A 15655-nucleotide genomic window follows, 5' to 3' on the forward strand; every position below is an offset into this window, starting at 1 on the left:
ACCCACCCGCGCGTACGCACCAACGGCCGCCGGGTGCGAAGCAACCCCTACGTGAGTGACCAGCCGCTGAACTCGGCCAACCCCCGTGCCCCCGACCCCCCGTTCGTCGCACTCATGAACATCCCCACGTCCTGACCTCCACCCGAACTCCCGGGCACACTCACCGAGGCAACCCCCCGCCAACCGCCTCCCTCTTCGACCGAGAACTCCCCCGTGTACGCCCCCACCCCCGTGCGCACCACCCGCAACCACACCGGTGCCTTCACCCCCGTCACCCGCCGATACGTGTCGAGCGTCCCGTCCCCCGTGCTGTCGTAGGACAGCACCACCCCGTTGGCCGGAGTGACCGCCAGATTCAGGAACCCCGGGGCCCCTGCCGTACCGAGGGCGTTGCGCACCACGATGCCCGCCCGCGCCCAGTTGCCCGTCACCGCCTGCGCGTCGACGCGGAGGGTGGCGGCGACACCGTCCCCGAGCGCGCCACGCCGGTAGACCGTCCCGAACTCCGAGGTCCCCCGCCAGAGGTCCGCCCCGCCCCCGTCGATCGCGAACCGCTCGCCCCACTGCCCGAACACCGCCGCGTTGTTCGTGTACGTGACCCACCCGGAGTCCAGCGGCCCCGCCTCGAAGAGCGTCCCGTCGAACCGACCGCTCACCCGCTTCTCACCGCGCGGCCCGTACCGCGCCGTGATCGCGTACGGGAGGGGCCGCAGCGGCCGGTCCAGCGGCGTCCCCGGCCCGCTCGCCCGCCAGCGGACCGTCCCCGATCCCGCGGCCGGCACGCTCGCCAGGGACGTCGGCCCCTCCGGCTCGGCCCGGCCCGCGAAGCCGCCGAGTGCGAAGTCGACCCGTCCCGTCGCCCGCAGCCCGTTGACGTTGCGGAACGCCGCCGACAGCCGCGTGCTCCCGCCGGGCCGCAGGACGGGCGGCTCGGCGGTGACGGTCAGCGTCCCCTGGTACGGCGCCCGCGCCAGGACGTCCCGCACCCGCGTCGCGAGCCGGTAGGCGTCGCCCACCGGCCGCAGCGGATAGTCCTTCCGCTCCCGTGTCCACGGCTCCTCGAACGCGAACCAGTCCACGGCCGCCGGAGCGGTCCCGGTGGCGAGCGCGTCCTCCAGTGCGTCCAGCCACTTCTCCCAGCGCGGCAGGTAGAAGTCGGCCATGAGGCCGTTCCACTCCCGGTTGCCGTACTCGTGCAGGTCACCCGTGTCCGAGGTGGCGCGCCCGCCCCACACCGTGATCAGGACCTTCGCGGTCCGTTCGAACTCCGCCCGTTCGGCGTCGTCCGTGGCGAGCAGCCGGGCGTCGTTGATCCACGGGCCCAGCAGGAACGCGCGGTGCGCGCCCGTGACCTCGTCCGACAGCCGCATCAGCCGCAGCCACAGCGTGGACAGGGCGCGGAAGGTCGCGAGGTCCCCCCGCCGGTACGCCGCCCGCAGCTGTGGCAGGTACTGGCGTCCGCGGTGCGCCAGCGCCTGTCGTGCCACGTCCACCACGTCATGGGTGTACGCCGCGCTGCCCCGCCGCCCCTTCGCGACGCCGAGCAGCCCGGCGAGAGCCGCGTCGAAGCGGCCGGGGTCGTAGGTCAGCGTCCTCGGCGCGTACTCGGCGGCGCGGTCGGCGGCCAGGTCGGGGCGGGCGCAGAAGAGGGAGTCATGGGGGTCGCTGCGCTCGGCGGCCCCGTGCTGGTACGCGGTGTCGTGCAGGGCCCGCCACGCCGCTCGGGCGGAGGCGTCGCGACCGCCGTAGCGGAGATCGGCGTACGAGGAGAACCAGGCGGCCCGGTCGATCCGCTCCGGCGTCCACGCCAGTTCGGAGAAGAGCTCGAAGGCGGCCGGGTCGCGGTCGGTGGCCTCCGGCATGAACGCCGTGCCGGCGAGCGCGCTGCCCGTCTTGTCCCGCCAGGCGAAGAACTTCTCGTTCCAGATGTGGGCGCGCGCCCCGATCGTCGTACGGCCGCCGAAGTTGGGGATGGTGCCGAAGCAGTACGGGGTGCCGCCCCAGTCGCGTTCCCGGTCGGTGACGTTCCGGTACCGGTCCGAGACGCCGTCCACGATCAGCATCCTCGACCGGTCGATGGCGTCGAGGAGTTCGGGCAGGGGGTTCTCCTGCCAGCCGAGGATCACCCAGGTGGCGCCGGGGCGGGCCGTGTGGAGTGCGCGCTCGACACCCTGGGCGGCGGCCGGGACGGGGACGTCGCCCGCGGTCCCGCCCTCGTGGAGGAGGTCCATCTTGAAGTGGTCCGCCGCGCCGAACACATCCTCCAGATGGCCGTAGAAGGAGGCGGCGACCCGGGCGAAGGAGTCGGTCCGCGGGTCCAGCCAGTCGGGGCGTTCGAAGCCGTGCCAGACGCCCTGCGGGACGACGTGCGCGTCACCGCCGTTGCGCTCCGTGAACTCCTTGGGCACATGCCCGTAGTAGCCCGGCAGCACGGGCGCCATGCCCAGTTCGCGCAGCCGGTCGGCGATACGGCGGCCCAGCGCGGCCCGGCGGGCGATGAGCCCGGGGGAGAGGGGCCCGCCGTAGCCGGAGAGGTTCTGCAGCAGCCACCAGGGCTGGTGCGAGGGGGCGGGCAGCCAGGCGCGGGACTCCTCGTCCGAGTAGCCGAAGTCCTTCAGCAGCCGGTGGTAGACGGCCTCCATGCCCGCGATGACCAGCACCTCGTTGCAGCCGTGTGCCGCAAGCAGGTCGATCTGGCGCTCCCAGTACGGCCAGTCGGCGTACGGGGCGGTGTAGCCGTCGTTGGTGTCGTTGAGGGCGAAGCGGTGGGGGAGGGCCGTGGAACGCTCCAGCGGCCGGCGGGGCGCGGGCAGGCGTCCCGGCAGGTCCAGCTGGCTGCCGTTCCAGGCCAGGTGAGCTCCGCAGACGTATTTGAGATACCAGTGCACGCCCATGAGCAGGGTGGCCGGTGTGGTGGCCCGCACCTGGATGCGCCCGGTGGTGCCGGTGACCCGGAAGCGGTCGACCGTTCCGTCGCGGTCGAGGAGACTGAGCCGGAACTGCTCGGCGTGTCCGGGCAGCAGCCGATTGAGCGCCGAGCGCGCGGGAGCCGTATCGAAGACGGGGCCCCCGCCGGGGCTCTCCGCGGCGTGGGCCGGGGCCGACCATTCCAGGAAGGTTCCGAGGCCGATGGCACCGGCCGAGCCCAGCACCGTGCGTCGCGACGGACTGTTCATGTCTGTGTGCCCCCTGTGTCGACAGTGGCGGCACGCTAACGGGGCGACCGTCCGTGAACAACGGTGCGCACGGAGCCGGCGCGTTCACGTCGCCGGAACGGACCCGGAGGTACGTACGAATGAGTGTGACGAGGAAGAGGCTTGCGGGAAGCGCGATCGGCGCGGCCCTGGCCCTGCTGGCGCTGACCGGCTGCGGCTCGGCCGACGACGCGGGGGCGGCGGTTCCCAGGACGGCCACCGGGACCCTGGAGCACATCGCGGGTGAGGTGGGCTGCAAGCCGGACATGCAGACGGACGCCGACACCATCCGGCAGGCCCTCTGCACGAACAAGGACGGCGACTTCGACGGCAAGTTCGTCCTCGCGACCTTCGCCACCGACCGCGGCCAGGCGGAATGGCTCGCCGGCGCCAAGGACTACGGCGGCTACTACCTCGTCGGCCGCAAGTGGGTCGCCGTCGGCGAGAAGAAGACGGTCGCCGGGCTCCAGGGCACCCTCGGCGGTGACGTGCAGGAGGGCTCGGAGCACATGAACCCCGGCGGCAGCCACAACGACGGCGGCGAGCACACCGGCGGCGGCCACAGCGGATAGCCGGCGCCCCGCGTGTGTCGTACTCGGATGCGACCGCACGGCCCCCGGGCACACGAGAGCCGGCGGTGGGAGTTCCCACCGCCGGCTTCGGTCGTTCAGAACGGCTTCGGTACTACTTGCAGTTCTGGCCGTTGTTGATGCAGTTGACCATCTTGTTCATCGTGTTCTGGTTGAAGAAGTTGATGAAGTCGTTGTGGTCGGTGATCGGCTTGTGCAGGTTCTCCGGGAAGGAGTCGACCGCGTACGCGTTCTTCACCTGCCCGTTCTGGATCTGCGGGGCCGGGACGTTGTAGACCAGGCGGACCTGGAGCTGGGGGATGGCCTTGAAGCCGTTGGCGCAGCTGCCGTCAGCCTTGACGAAGCTCACGTGGGTGCGGTGGTTGGCGCTGTCGATGTTCTTGCCGTCCCAGCAGCTCTGGAAGAAGGACGTCCGCACCACGGAGCTGCCCTGCGGGCAGATCGGGTACTTGTCCGTCACCACACGGTTCTCGAAGCCCGTGCAGCTCCAGTTGGTGTTGGCGTTGTTCAGGCCGTTCACGAAGGCCTTCGCGTCACCGGTGATGATGCGCAGGGCCTGCGGCATCGCGACGACGGGGCCGCGCTTGTTGCCGACGAACTTCAGCTGGACCTGGTTCGGCTCGACGATCTTGCCGACGTTCTTGTCCTGGCCGCCACCGGGCTTGCCCTGGTCGATGTCCTGCGTGCCGTCCTGGATGCGGATGACCGGCCAGAAGTACGACGACTTGTCGCCCTGGTTCTGGCAGGAGGTCTGCGCGTTGGCCAGCTGCTGGTCGCTCGCGAAGGCGTTGTTGGACTGGTTGCCGACGTAGTCGTGCTGGTGCTGGGCACCGTTGCTGACGCCGGGAGCCACGATCACGTTGTCCGAGTTGCGGAGCTCGTTCTTGTTGTTTCCGCAGTTCGTGGTGAAGGAGCCTCGCGAACCACTGTTGCCGTTGGCGGCGAGACCGTTGCCGTTCACGCCCTTCGGGCCGCCGTTGGGCTGGACCTGGTTGATGTTGATGAAGTCCCCGGCCACCGGGCCGTTGCCACCCTGGCCCTGACCCTGGCCGTTGTTGCCCTGCTGGCCGCCCTGCTGCTGGCCGCCCTGCTGTTGGCCGCCCTGCTGTTGGCCGCCCTGCTGCTGACCGCCACCGGCGTTGGTCTGCGCCTGGTCGGTCTTGCTCTGGCAGGTGGCGAGCTGGGCCATGCCCTGCGGAACCTGACCGCCCACCCGCCGGATGTTGATGCCGATCCGGTCGATGGTGGCCGACCGCTTGGACTTCAGCGGGCCGAGAATGGCGTTGTTGACGAAGTTGGCGTCCCGGGACTGGGCCTGGCGGGTCTCCGCCAGACGCTTGTAGGCCTCGGTGATCTGCCGGTCCAGCAGCGCCAGCTCCTTGGCGACTCCCGCGCGCGCCTGGCGGGGAACGTTCGTCAGCTTCTGGCCGACGTCCGGGCAGGCGATGGTGGCCACCTGGGCAGAGGCCAGCGTGGCGTTCGGCTTGGACTTCGACTCGCCTGCTGAGGCGTAGAAGTTCGCCCAGACCAGACCGCCGCCCGCTACCGCGAGCGCCGCGGATGCGGCAATGGCCCGAACGGCCAGCGGCGAACGTCGTTTCCGTGTGTTGCGTCCCATGGAACTCCTCTGACTTCCTTGCGGGGCATCGAGGCGCCCGACAGGAGTGAAGCGGCTCCCTCAGATACGCGGTGAGTCCCAGGAGTGTTCAGCCGACTCACAAATTGATGAGAGATTCGTGTGGAGAACTGGTTTCAACGCCCCTGGCGCGACTGCGAGTTGCCGAACGCTCACGGCGTGTGGAGCACGGGACGGCCGGAGCGCGGCCCGCAGCCCCGGCCGCGCTCCCCACACCACCTACACCCCCAGCACTTTCGCCTCCACCTCCGGATCGAGACCCACCACGGGCCGGTCGGGCCGCTGCGGCGCGACTCCGCCGAGACTCAGCAACCACTCCCAGGTGTCCCGCACGGTCTCCTCGACGCCCCGGCACCGCAGCCCCTCCCGTACGGCCCGGGAGACGTCCGTCCCGTGCAGCGCCGCGTGGAGTTCGCTCCCCTCCGGCGCCCACACGGGCAACTGCGTCCACGGTTCGATCCCCGCCTCGATCACCGCCTCCGGTTCGGTCCACCGCAGTTCCGCCGGTCCGCCCGTCACCCGCGCACACGCGTCGAGCAGTTCCCCCATCGTGGTCGTGCCCGGCGGCCCGACGACGTTGTACGCCCCGCTCGCCCCCCGCTCCGCTGCGTCGAGGACCCAGCCCGCGAGATCGCGCACGTCGATGTACTGGAGGGAGAGGTCACGCGGCCCGGGCGCCAGCACCGGCCCGCCCCGGGCGACCCGGCCCAGCCACCACGGCAGGCGCCCGATGTTCTCGTACGGCCCGAGGATCAGGCCGGCCCGTACGAGGAGCGACCGGTCCGCGCCGAACCCCTCGACGGCGGCCAGCTCCCCGCCCCGCTTGTCGCGGGCGTACTCGGTCTGCCCCGCGTCCGCCGCCGCGCCCTCCACCAGGGGCGCGCTCTCGTCGGACCCGGCGGCCGGCGGCCACGCGTACACCGAGCAACTCGACACGTACACATACCGTCCGGCCGCGCCGGACAGCAGACGTGCCGTGTCCCGGACGGCTCGCGGCGCCGCCGACCAGGTGTCGACGACGACGTCCCACCCGCCCTCGCCGGCGGCGTCGGCGAGCGCCGCGAGCCCGTCCGGTGCGGTGCGGTCGCCCAGCAACGACCGCACCCCGGCCGGAGGTTCGTGCCGCCCCCGGTGGAAGACGGTCACCTCCCAGCCGCGGGCCGACGCCGACTCCACGACGGCGCGACCCACGAACTCCGTACCACCCAGCATCAGAAGTCTCATGCCGCCGACTCTGCCCGCCGGGCGGCCGGTACGGAACAGCGATCTGCTCTCAGAAGATCCGCCCGCCCGGTGTCACCCCCCGGCGCTCCCGAGCGGGGTCGAGGTCAACGGCCGAGCGGCGGCGCGTACTTGTAGCCCACCCGCCGCACCGTCTGGATCGTCTGACGGAACTCCGCGCCCAGCTTGCGGCGCAACCGGGCGATATGGACGTCGACGGTCCGTCCGTCGCCCACATGCCCGTAGCCCCACACCGTGGTGACCAACTGGTCGCGGGTGTGGACCCGGTGGGGATGCGCGACGAGGTGCGCGAGCAGTTCGAACTCCAGGTAGGTCAGGTCGAGCGGCCGCCCGTTCACCTCGGCGGTGCGCTGCGCGGTGTCGACGCGGACCAGTTCGTCACCGGACTCGGTGACCTCGACGCCCGCGCCGTCGGCCGGCGCGTCGTCCGCGACGGCGAACGGCAGCAGCGGCGGCTGCCGGTCGGCCGGTACCAGGACCAGATAGCCGATCATCGGCGGCCGGCCCGGCAGTGTGGGCAGGGTGTGCTGCGGTGCGGGCAGCCAGGTGGTGCCCGGCGGCAGGAAGCCGGAGATGTCGACCACCTCGTCCCGGCCCACGGCACGCAGTCGATGGCGCGGCGAACCGGTGGCGGAGGGAGCGGCGGCCGGGACGGTTCCCGGGCCGGCGGTCAGGGTGGCGGCGGTCGAGAGAGAACGAGAGTTCGCCATGAGAGGTCAGCTCTTTCGCGCGAGAAGTTCGTCTGGGGAACCTCGGCGACCGAGTTCGTGGTCGGGCTCGCCGAGGGACGTACGTCTTGTCGCGCCGGCCGAAGGCCGGGGTGTACGGCTTTAGAGGGCCGGCGCGTTCATCGCGCGGCAACACACCCGGTCGAAGTCGTGGTGCTGACGGGAAGGCCAGAAGGGCTCGAGGTCATGGCGACCCGTCGCGCGGTTGTCCTGGAAGCTGGCCATGGGTCCCATTGAAGCAGACACAGGCCCCCGAGAGGACCCTCCTCTCACCGCTCGGACGCTCCCCGAACGTCACACGGGTGTGTCACCACCTCATCCCACCAGGCGTTTGCGCCAGTTCAGGGGAGTGATGGTGATGGCCTTGGAGGGGTCGCCGTCCCACCGGGCGGACAGTCCCTCCGCGGCCAGAGCCGCCACGACCTCGTGTCCTATGGACGCCGTCGTGCCGGACGACCCGTCGAACCCGCCGTACAGCAGCATCAGTCCGTGTCCGGCGGCCGCGCCCTCGGTGCACTGCGCGTGGAAGAACACGAAGCCCCGCGCCCCCTCGCCGCTCTCGCCGGCTATCTCACCCACGCCGCAGGTGCGGCAGCAGGTGAAGTGCTCCCGGGCGGTGATGCCGTCGGCCTCAAGTGCCGTGAAGGCGCGGGTGATCCGCTCGGGATCGGTGGTGCCCTCCCAGGTCTCCTGCTCCGTGAGCCGCTCCGTCCACAGCCGGTCGACGAGCAGGCGGGCCTGCGCGCCGGAGACGGGACGGTCGTCGCCGTCGACCAGGTACTCCTCGGCTGCCTCAGTGAGCTGTGCCCGGTCGTCGTACCCGCAGCGCAGCAGCTCCCGCACCCGCTCCTCGACCGGCTCCCGTATCGCGTCCGGGAGTTCCGGCACGTCCTGGGGCGGGTCGTGGTCGAGCGGGGTCCAGTCGATGCCGCTGTCCCAGCCGTCCGTCCGCCGGGCCCAGCCGGTCATCGCCGCGGCGACCCGCTCCCGGTCGGCGAGGACCGTCCCGAAGAACCGGTCCCGCCCCTCCCGGTGCTCCAGCTGGTACTCCCCGCTGCCGCGCTCGTGCCATACCTGGATGAAGACGTCCGGCACGTCCGGGATCCGCTGCACGACCAGGAACCGGTCGTCCTCGCCGCCGATCCGGCCCACCAGCTCCCACAGCGCCTCGGCCGTGATCCGGGCGTGCTGCTGCCGGTTCTCCGTCTTCACCTTGATGGCCAGGCCGTCCGCGGCCCCGGTGCCCGCGGCCGTGCCGCCCCCGTCGATCTCCATGGCCCCACCCTCGCACGCTCCACCGACAACGCCGGAGGGCGCCCACCACGATCGGTGGACGCCCTCCGGGGAGCCTTGCGTGAGGCGGGGTGGATCAGACCTGGCCGGCCTTCTCCAGCGCCGAGCAGCAGGTGTCGACGAGGAGCCGCGTCACGACGTACGGGTCGACGTTGGCGTTGGGGCGGCGGTCCTCGATGTAGCCCTTGCCGTCCTTCTCGACCTGCCACGGGATACGGACCGAGGCGCCGCGGTTGGAGACACCGTAGGAGTACTCGTTCCACGGGGCGGTCTCGTGCAGACCGGTCAGACGGTCGTCGATGCCGGCGCCGTAGTTCTTGACGTGGTCGAGCGGCTTCGAGCCCTCACCGAGCGACTCGCACGCGGTGATGATCGCGTCGTAGCCCTCGCGCATCGCCTTGGTGGAGAAGTTGGTGTGCGCGCCCGCGCCGTTCCAGTCGCCCTTGACCGGCTTGGGGTCGAGGGTGGCGGCGACACCGAAGTCCTCGGCGGTGCGGTAGAGCAGCCAGCGGGCCACCCACAGCTGGTCCGAGACCTCCAGCGGGGCGAGCGGGCCGACCTGGAACTCCCACTGGCCGGGCATGACCTCGGCGTTGATGCCGGAGATGCCGAGACCGGCCTCCAGGCAGTTCTCCAGGTGCGCCTCGACGACCTCGCGGCCGAAGATCTCGTCGGCGCCGACACCGCAGTAGTAGCCGCCCTGGGGGGCCGGGAAGCCGCCCTTGGGGAAGCCGAGCGGGTAGCCGTCCTGGAAGAAGGTGTACTCCTGCTCGATGCCGAAGATCGGCTCCTGCGCGGCGAACTTCTCCGCGACCTCACGCAGCGCGGCACGGGTGTTGGACTCGTGCGGGGTGAAGTCGATGTTCAGGACCTCGCACAGGACGAGGATGTCGTCGCCGCCGCGGATCGGGTCGGGGCAGGTGAAGACCGGCTTGAGCACACGGTCCGAGGAGTGGCCCTCGGCCTGGTTCGTGGAGGACCCGTCGAAGCCCCAGATCGGCAGCGCGTCCAGACCGGCGGGCTCACCCGCGATGATCTTGGTCTTGGAACGGAGCTTGGCCGTCGGCTCGGTGCCGTCGATCCAGATGTACTCAGCCTTGAAGGTCACGGGACACATCCTTCGGGGTGGGTCACTAGGCGCATGTGCGGGTGCTGCGGCGCTGCGGCACTGAAACGCCGCGCTGATGCCGGGCAGCCTGCCAACCTGCGATTTCCCGATCATTGCTCGAATGTGAACCCCGTGTTACCGGGCGCCGCTGTGGTACGGCTCACGCCCCGAGAGGGTCCTCGGTGCTTTCTGAGGTTGTTCGCACCAGCTATGCGCCGACCGGGCTCCGCGCCGTATGCGATGGGGCCGAGGGGCGGCGAACGGCGCAGCCGTTCCCCTCGGCCGCTTCCAGCACCCCGGTCGGGAAGCCGCGTGCCACCGCCGGCTGCCGGCCGTGCGGTCCCCCGGCCGGCCCGCCGCGCCTCCGGCAGGGCGAGGAGGGCGCGTACGTCGGTGGGATGCATCCCGTTCCGGTTCGCGAACCCGACATGGCGCGGACCGAGTTCGACGGGACCGGCGTCCCGGCGCGGTTCGGCCCCGCCAGGCCGTCGAACTGGCGAGGCCGGCCACCCCCTCCGTGCGGTGGCCGACCCCATGACCCGGTTCGACGGGAATCCGGGCGGGCCGCCCCGCTGCCCCGCGGCCGGAACAGCGGGGCACCGGCGCCGGCCCTAGCTCACCTTCTCGATCAGCGCCCGGCGGATCAGGAACTTGCCGGGCTCCCGGACCTGCTCGAACGCGGAGTTGTTGAGCAGGACGCAGCTGCCGGAGACCGAGGTGACCTCCACGGTCGTGGACTTGTTGTTGTCCAGGTTGGTCACCTTCAGCTTCGTACCGGCCGGGAACTGGTTGCTGGACGCGGCCGGGGCGCCGCCCTCGCCGGAGAGCGTCACCGTGGACCCGTTGCAGACCTGCCGGCCGGCCCCGGCGTTCCCGTTGTCGCCCGCGTTCCCTGCGTTCCCGGCGTTCCCCGCGCCGCCCGCGTTCCCGGCGGCCTCGTCGCCCTGGGGGTCCTGAGCCGACCCCCCGGTCTCCGCGGCTCCGGGCTGCGCGGGCTGTGCGGGCTGTGCGGCCTGGGAGTCCTGAGCCGACTCCCCGACGACACAGCCGGACGCCTCCTGCTGCACCTTGATCTGCTTGATGACCGCCTCGCGGTTGGCGATCCGCGCCTCGGACTGCGCGTCCGGGGCGGCCCGTTGGCCGTCGATGAACTTCTGGTTGTTGCCGAGCGCGGTGGCGAGACCCTGACAGACGCTGGAATCCGCGGCTGTCTGCGCCGCGTTCGAGGTGGCCGCCATGGTGAAGGCCCCGCCTCCCGCCACGGCCGCCGCACCGACGAACAGCGCGATCTTCTTCTTCGTACTGAGAGTTCTCCTGCGCGACATTCGCGCCTCCTGAGAGGTAGGGGAGCGTACGTCGCTATGTACGAGATACCGAACGAGGTTACTCAACGGTTACGGCGGCCTTCGAAGTAACCTGCGTCACACATGAGTCGGGGCGAGCGCGGTGCCACTACCGCGACAGGGCGTCGCGTACGGCCTCCTCCGTGCGGGCGACCACCGCCGTTCCGTCGTCCGCCGTGATGATGGGGCGCTGGATCAGCTTGGGGTGCTCGGCGAGGGCCTTGATCCACCGGTCGCGCGCGTCGGCGTCCCGTGCCCACTCCTTGAGGCCGAGCTCCTTCGCGACGGCCTCCTGGGTGCGGGTGATGTCCCAGGGTTCGAGCCCGAGCCGGTCTAGCACCTCGCGGATCTCGTCCTCGCTCGGGACGTCCTCCAGATAGCGGCGGACGGTGTAGTCCGCGCCCTCCGCGTCGAGCAGTCCGACGGCGCTGCGGCACTTGGAACAGGCGGGGTTGATCCAGATCTCCATGGCCCCACCGTAGCCAACCGGTCGTGGCCGGCCGGACGGTCTCCCGTGGCCCCCGAAAACCCGTGTTCCACCCCCGTCACACAACCACTCAAAGCCCTTCTGGCCAGGGGCGATTGTCAGTGGTGGGTAGTAAAATAGAAGCAGTGTTCGAGGGTTGCCGACGGGGGGATTTCCGGCGGCGCCCAGACCGCGACAGGAGGATGTCCGTGCCCGCTGCCGCACTGAAGTCGAAGCCGCTGCCCACCCAGTCAACCGCCAAGCATCCCGTCCTGCTCGACCTGCCGTACGAGCCGGTGGTGAAGCACACGCTGCCGCCGGGCCGCCCGCGTGAGTGGTACATCACGCACAACCGGCGCCTGAAGGCGATGCGTCTCGCCATCGCCCTGCTGGACTCCGGTGTCTACATGCCGAACCAGGCGCGCAACGAGACGATCCGGACCACCGCCGAGGTGATCGGTGTGCACCCGCCGTCGGACACCACGTGCCACATGGTCCGGGCGTTGATGCGGTACTGCCGCTGACACCGGCCCGGTGACCGTGCCTTCCGGTGCCGTCCGCCCCTCGGGGCGGGCGGCGCCGGTGTGTCGGGGGTCGGTGCCGGCGGAAAAGGAACGATCTCCGGCTGTCAGGGTTGGCCGGAGATCGCTCTAGCCGTGCCCGTCCCGGGTCCATACGATGCGGTCGCTCCGTAGTCTTCACAGCTCTTTCACAGGCTGTCGGGGCCGTCGCGCATGTCTATTGACATGTGCATGCCTATGATGGGAGAACCCCCCATGGTTCGTGGTCTCCTCCTGAGCGGCGCCGTGGCCGCCCTCTTCGCCGGCGCGCTTCCCGCGCACGCGTCGGACCCGTTCGACAACCCGCCCCCGGACAAGATCATCATCAAGGTCGCCACGGTGAACGGGTCCGGCTGTCCCCAGGGCACGGCGGCGGTCGCCGTCTCCCCGGACAACACCGCGTTCACCGTGACCTACAGCGAGTACCTCGCCCAGGTCGGCGGCGGCGCGCCCTCCACGGCGTTCCGCAAGAACTGCCAGCTCAACCTGAGAGTTCATGTGCCGGGCGGCTTCACGTACGCCATCGCGAGCGTCGACTACCGAGGCTTCGCCTCACTCCAGCGCGGCGCCAACGCCACGCAGAAGGCCTCGTACTACTTCCAGGGCTCCCCGGACACGGCCGCCCGCACCCACGGCTTCAACGGCCCGTACGAGGACAACTGGCAGGCCACGGACGAGACCGACTGGGCCCAGCTGGTGTGGGCGCCGTGCGGTGTCGAACGCAACTTCAACATCAACACGGAGCTGCGGGTCAACCGGGGTACGTCGCCGGCGGGCAGCACGAGCTTCATGACGATGGACTCGACGGACGGGGACATCAGCACGATCTACCACTTGGCGTGGAAGGAGTGCCCCGCGAAGTGAGCCGGGGTGCCGGGTGCCCTCTTGTTTCCGGGCGCCCGGCACCGCTGTCGGTCACTGGGCGGGTGCCTCGGGTGCGGGTGGGCGGGGGCTGCTCGCGCCCACGCGGCGGAGCCGCATGCTGTCAGCGCCCCGCGCCCCTGAAAAGCGACCGGGGCTGTGCGCCGTGCTTTTCAGAATGAAGGCCGGGCCGCAGGTCCATGCCTTCAGGGGCGCGGGGAACTGCGCGAGAACCCCCCACCACCCGCACCCACCGAAACCACCCGCACCCCCGAGCTCTCAGGCGCCCTTCCCGCCCAACTCCTTCTCCAGCGGCGTCCGAAAGCGCGGCGTGACCCGTGTCCCGCCCACCCATGCCCGCAACCGCTCGGCCTCCTCGGCGATCGCCCCGCGAGCCTCCGTACCGATCCCCTCCGTCGTGAGCAGACGCCACACGATCTCGCCGTCCGCCCGCTGGGCCCAGCCGCCCACCACGCGGCCGTTCCACCACACCGTGGGACCCATGTTGCCGCTGCGGTCGAAAAGCGCGGGGAGCAGCTCGGGCGCCAGATACCAGCCGCGTTCCCGCCAGCCCATCGCGGTCGGATCGAGGGCCGGCAGCAGGGCGGCCCAGGGCTCGTCCGGCCCGGCGACCGGTTCCTCGTCCCCGGCGACCACGTAGCCCGTGCCCTCGTCCAGCGTCACGGTGCGCGCCCCGATCGCCGCCAGCGCCCGGCGGACCTCGGTGACCCGCCAGCCCGTCCACCACTTCAGATCCGCCTCGGTCGCCGGACCGCACGCCGCCAGCCACCGCCCGAGCAGCGACGCCTGGGCCTCCGCCACGTCCAGCTCGGGGTGCGCGGGCGCCACGGCCCAGCGGAACTGGCTCGACGTCCACGAACCGAGCGGCCGCCCACGCACCACCCTGCCCTCCACGCCCAGCACCCTCAACAGCCGTGTGGAGACGGTGTGCACCCCCTCATAGGGCTTCCCGGCCGCGTACACGAACCGCTCCCTCAACCGGGGCTCGTCCTCGGCCAGTTCCGCCGCCGTCGCCTGGCCGCGCCGGGCCACCGCGGCGAGCGCAGACTCCTCGACCTCCTTCAGCCAGGCCGCGTCCGGGGCACCGGCCGCCGCCATGTCCTTGAGCAGCGAGGCCCGTTCCCTCGCGGCGACCGAGATGCCGGTCGAGGCGTGCACCACCGCGGTCAGACCGGCGGGAAACACGAACACGGTGTGCCGCATGCCGTGCATCCGCACCAGGGTCCGGTCCGCGTACAGCGCCCGCTCGGTCTCGGCCACCGTCCGCCTCGGCTCGGCGAGCCGCGCGCCCACCGCCAGGTACACCGTCGCCGGGTCCGTGCCGTGCAGGGCGACCAGCGCGTCGGCGACCTCCTCAGGACCGGCCGCCCGCACGGATCCGGCCAACCGCTGCCGCTCCCCGAGCCGCGCCCGCCGCTCGTCCACCCCGACGTACCGCCCTGCTTCCCCCATGCCGCCGCCTCCACTAGACCGTCAGACGTCTCACTCGGCCATCCTCCCGGAAAGCACTGACAATCACCCCGACGAGTGCGTCCTGACGCCCCACCACCCCCGATATTCGGATGCGGGCCCACACGCCCGCCCAGCATCCTGGACGGGCGCAGTCGAGCGTCCGGCACCGGACCGTGCGGGACGGGCATCGCTGCCATCACCCACGCAGACCCCAAGGAGGCCCGCCATGGGCACCTTGATCCTTTCGGCGACCGCGGTCCTGGTCGTCCTCGGTTTCTCGAACGAACTGCTCTGGCTCGCCGCGGTCGGGCTGCTGTACCTGTACATCCGCCACGGCCGCACCGGCTCGTCGGCCGCGTCCTCGCCGGGTCCCCCGGCGGGCGGCGGCGGACAGCCCTCCTCCTACCGCGCCTACCGCGAGCGCCGTGACCAGCAGGCGAAGTGGGAGCGCCGCTACCGCCGCGAACGGCCCTTCGAGGCCCGTCGGCAGGAGCGGGAGAAGAGCGGCAGGTAATGGGCCGGGGCAGCGGGTCGCCCCGGGACGACCCGCTGCCCCGGGGTGGTCACAGCCCCGGGGCACCCCACAGGGGGAACCACCGGCCCAGCTCCGGCTCGATCCGCAGTTCCTCCGCGAGAACCGCCCTGACCCGCAGCTCCAGCGCGTTGTCCCGCCGTCCCGCGTCGCCCGGCAGCGGCGCGAACGGATAGAACGTGCCGCGCTTGTAGAGATAGACGAGCCCCAGCCGCACCCGGTCCGCGCCCTCGCCGCCCCGGAACCCCACCACCGAGCACAGCAGCTGCGGCCCGAACCCGCCGCCCTCCAGGGCGCTGTTGACCGCGTGCAGATCACCCACCAGCGCGGGCAGGTCCTCCGGCCGCCGCCGGGACACCAGCCACGAGTAGCCGTACTCGTCCCGCACGGCCTCGACGCCGGCCGCCGCGTCCCGCTCCGGGTCCGCGTCGAGCAGCGCCCGCACCTCCCGCCGCACGTCGTCGAAGGCCGCGCCCTCGACCGACGCGAAACACACAGCGCCGGTCCCCGTCGGGGTGAGGGAGGCCGCGGCCTCCAGCGTCACCGCGGCGGACGGCAGGGAGAACAGCCGGTCCAGGTCGGGCGGCACCGGCTTGGAGCGGCCGAGGATCACATCCAGCAACCCCATG

The 15655-nt window shown here is 71.5% G+C and carries 14 protein-coding genes; 4 read left to right on the forward strand and 10 right to left on the reverse strand.

Translation table 11 applies throughout. From position 1 onward, the window contains the following. Positions 1–47 precede the first annotated feature (47 nt). Positions 48–3176 (reverse strand): alpha-N-acetylglucosaminidase, encoded by a 3129-nt coding sequence (locus tag AC067N_RS00805; protein WP_478676713.1) that lies wholly within the window; start codon positions 3174–3176, stop codon positions 48–50. Between the two features lie 119 nt (positions 3177–3295). Between AC067N_RS00805 and AC067N_RS00810 the strand changes: the two genes are divergently transcribed. Further along, positions 3296–3766 carry a hypothetical protein gene (locus AC067N_RS00810; protein WP_478676714.1) on the forward strand — a complete coding sequence of 157 codons (471 nt, stop codon included), beginning with the start codon at positions 3296–3298 and terminating at the stop codon, positions 3764–3766. Positions 3767–3878: 112 nt separating this feature from the next. Here AC067N_RS00810 and AC067N_RS00815 read toward each other — a convergent pair whose 3' ends face one another. From AC067N_RS00815 to AC067N_RS00845, 7 genes are all read right to left on the reverse strand, one after another. Then, entirely contained in the window at positions 3879–5402 is a 1524-nt protein-coding gene (locus AC067N_RS00815) for a DUF1996 domain-containing protein (RefSeq protein ID WP_478676715.1), read from the reverse strand. 237 nt (positions 5403–5639) lie between these two features. After that, positions 5640–6632, reverse strand: coding sequence for an NAD-dependent epimerase/dehydratase family protein (locus tag AC067N_RS00820; protein ID WP_478677166.1), 993 nt, complete (start codon positions 6630–6632; stop codon positions 5640–5642). Between the two features lie 116 nt (positions 6633–6748). Continuing rightward, complete coding sequence (locus AC067N_RS00825) at positions 6749–7372, reverse strand: winged helix-turn-helix domain-containing protein (RefSeq protein WP_478676716.1); 624 nt, start codon at positions 7370–7372, stop codon at positions 6749–6751. 333 nt (positions 7373–7705) lie between these two features. Beyond that, positions 7706–8665, reverse strand: a complete 960-nt coding sequence (locus AC067N_RS00830) for a DUF6891 domain-containing protein (RefSeq protein WP_478676717.1) — start codon at positions 8663–8665, stop codon at positions 7706–7708. Positions 8666–8759: 94 nt separating this feature from the next. Further along, positions 8760–9791 (reverse strand): glutamine synthetase, encoded by a 1032-nt coding sequence (gene glnII / locus AC067N_RS00835; RefSeq protein ID WP_478676718.1) that lies wholly within the window; start codon positions 9789–9791, stop codon positions 8760–8762. Between the two features lie 611 nt (positions 9792–10402). After that, on the reverse strand, positions 10403–11116 hold the full coding sequence (locus tag AC067N_RS00840) for an RlpA-like double-psi beta-barrel domain-containing protein (protein ID WP_478676719.1): 714 nt from the start codon (positions 11114–11116) through the stop codon (positions 10403–10405). Between the two features lie 127 nt (positions 11117–11243). Further along, the gene (locus AC067N_RS00845) at positions 11244–11603 is read right to left on the reverse strand and encodes an arsenate reductase family protein (RefSeq protein ID WP_478676720.1); all 360 of its coding nucleotides are present in this window, start codon (positions 11601–11603) and stop codon (positions 11244–11246) included. A gap of 206 nt (positions 11604–11809) precedes the next feature. Between AC067N_RS00845 and AC067N_RS00850 the strand changes: the two genes are divergently transcribed. Continuing rightward, positions 11810–12124: a hypothetical protein gene (locus AC067N_RS00850; protein ID WP_468095788.1), complete on the forward strand. Its 315-nt coding sequence runs from the start codon at positions 11810–11812 to the stop codon at positions 12122–12124. A gap of 252 nt (positions 12125–12376) precedes the next feature. Then, positions 12377–13024 carry a DUF4360 domain-containing protein gene (locus tag AC067N_RS00855; protein ID WP_478676721.1) on the forward strand — a complete coding sequence of 216 codons (648 nt, stop codon included), beginning with the start codon at positions 12377–12379 and terminating at the stop codon, positions 13022–13024. Positions 13025–13300: 276 nt separating this feature from the next. On the opposite strand, the gene AC067N_RS00860 is transcribed toward AC067N_RS00855, so the two are convergent. Further along, entirely contained in the window at positions 13301–14494 is a 1194-nt protein-coding gene (locus AC067N_RS00860) for a winged helix DNA-binding domain-containing protein (protein ID WP_478676722.1), read from the reverse strand. Between the two features lie 226 nt (positions 14495–14720). On the opposite strand from AC067N_RS00860, the gene AC067N_RS00865 reads away from it, so the two are divergent. Next, positions 14721–15008, forward strand: a complete 288-nt coding sequence (locus AC067N_RS00865) for a hypothetical protein (RefSeq protein ID WP_478676723.1) — start codon at positions 14721–14723, stop codon at positions 15006–15008. A 49-nt stretch (positions 15009–15057) separates the two neighbouring features. Here AC067N_RS00865 and pspAB read toward each other — a convergent pair whose 3' ends face one another. Next, the gene (pspAB, locus tag AC067N_RS00870) at positions 15058–15654 is read right to left on the reverse strand and encodes a PspA-associated protein PspAB (protein ID WP_478676724.1); all 597 of its coding nucleotides are present in this window, start codon (positions 15652–15654) and stop codon (positions 15058–15060) included. Between the last annotated feature and the right edge of the window lies 1 nt (position 15655).

The organism is Streptomyces sp. NPDC042364, from assembly GCF_056437585.1.

Excerpts from the sequence above, each read along its gene's own strand:
- AC067N_RS00830 (WP_478676717.1), bottom strand. The coding sequence starts at position 8,665 with ATGGAGATCGACGGGGGCGGCACGGCCGCGGGCACCGGGGCCGCGGAC.
- AC067N_RS00860 (WP_478676722.1), bottom strand. The coding sequence starts at position 14,494 with ATGGGGGAAGCAGGGCGGTACGTCGGGGTGGACGAGCGGCGGGCGCGG.
- AC067N_RS00820 (WP_478677166.1), bottom strand. The coding sequence starts at position 6,632 with ATGCTGGGTGGTACGGAGTTCGTGGGTCGCGCCGTCGTGGAGTCGGCG.
- AC067N_RS00805 (WP_478676713.1), bottom strand. The coding sequence starts at position 3,176 with ATGAACAGTCCGTCGCGACGCACGGTGCTGGGCTCGGCCGGTGCCATC.
- AC067N_RS00825 (WP_478676716.1), bottom strand. The coding sequence starts at position 7,372 with ATGGCGAACTCTCGTTCTCTCTCGACCGCCGCCACCCTGACCGCCGGC.
- AC067N_RS00855 (WP_478676721.1), top strand. The coding sequence starts at position 12,377 with ATGGTTCGTGGTCTCCTCCTGAGCGGCGCCGTGGCCGCCCTCTTCGCC.
- pspAB (WP_478676724.1), bottom strand. The coding sequence starts at position 15,654 with ATGGGGTTGCTGGATGTGATCCTCGGCCGCTCCAAGCCGGTGCCGCCC.
- AC067N_RS00815 (WP_478676715.1), bottom strand. The coding sequence starts at position 5,402 with ATGGGACGCAACACACGGAAACGACGTTCGCCGCTGGCCGTTCGGGCC.
- AC067N_RS00840 (WP_478676719.1), bottom strand. The coding sequence starts at position 11,116 with ATGTCGCGCAGGAGAACTCTCAGTACGAAGAAGAAGATCGCGCTGTTC.
- AC067N_RS00810 (WP_478676714.1), top strand. The coding sequence starts at position 3,296 with ATGAGTGTGACGAGGAAGAGGCTTGCGGGAAGCGCGATCGGCGCGGCC.
- AC067N_RS00865 (WP_478676723.1), top strand. The coding sequence starts at position 14,721 with ATGGGCACCTTGATCCTTTCGGCGACCGCGGTCCTGGTCGTCCTCGGT.
- AC067N_RS00845 (WP_478676720.1), bottom strand. The coding sequence starts at position 11,603 with ATGGAGATCTGGATCAACCCCGCCTGTTCCAAGTGCCGCAGCGCCGTC.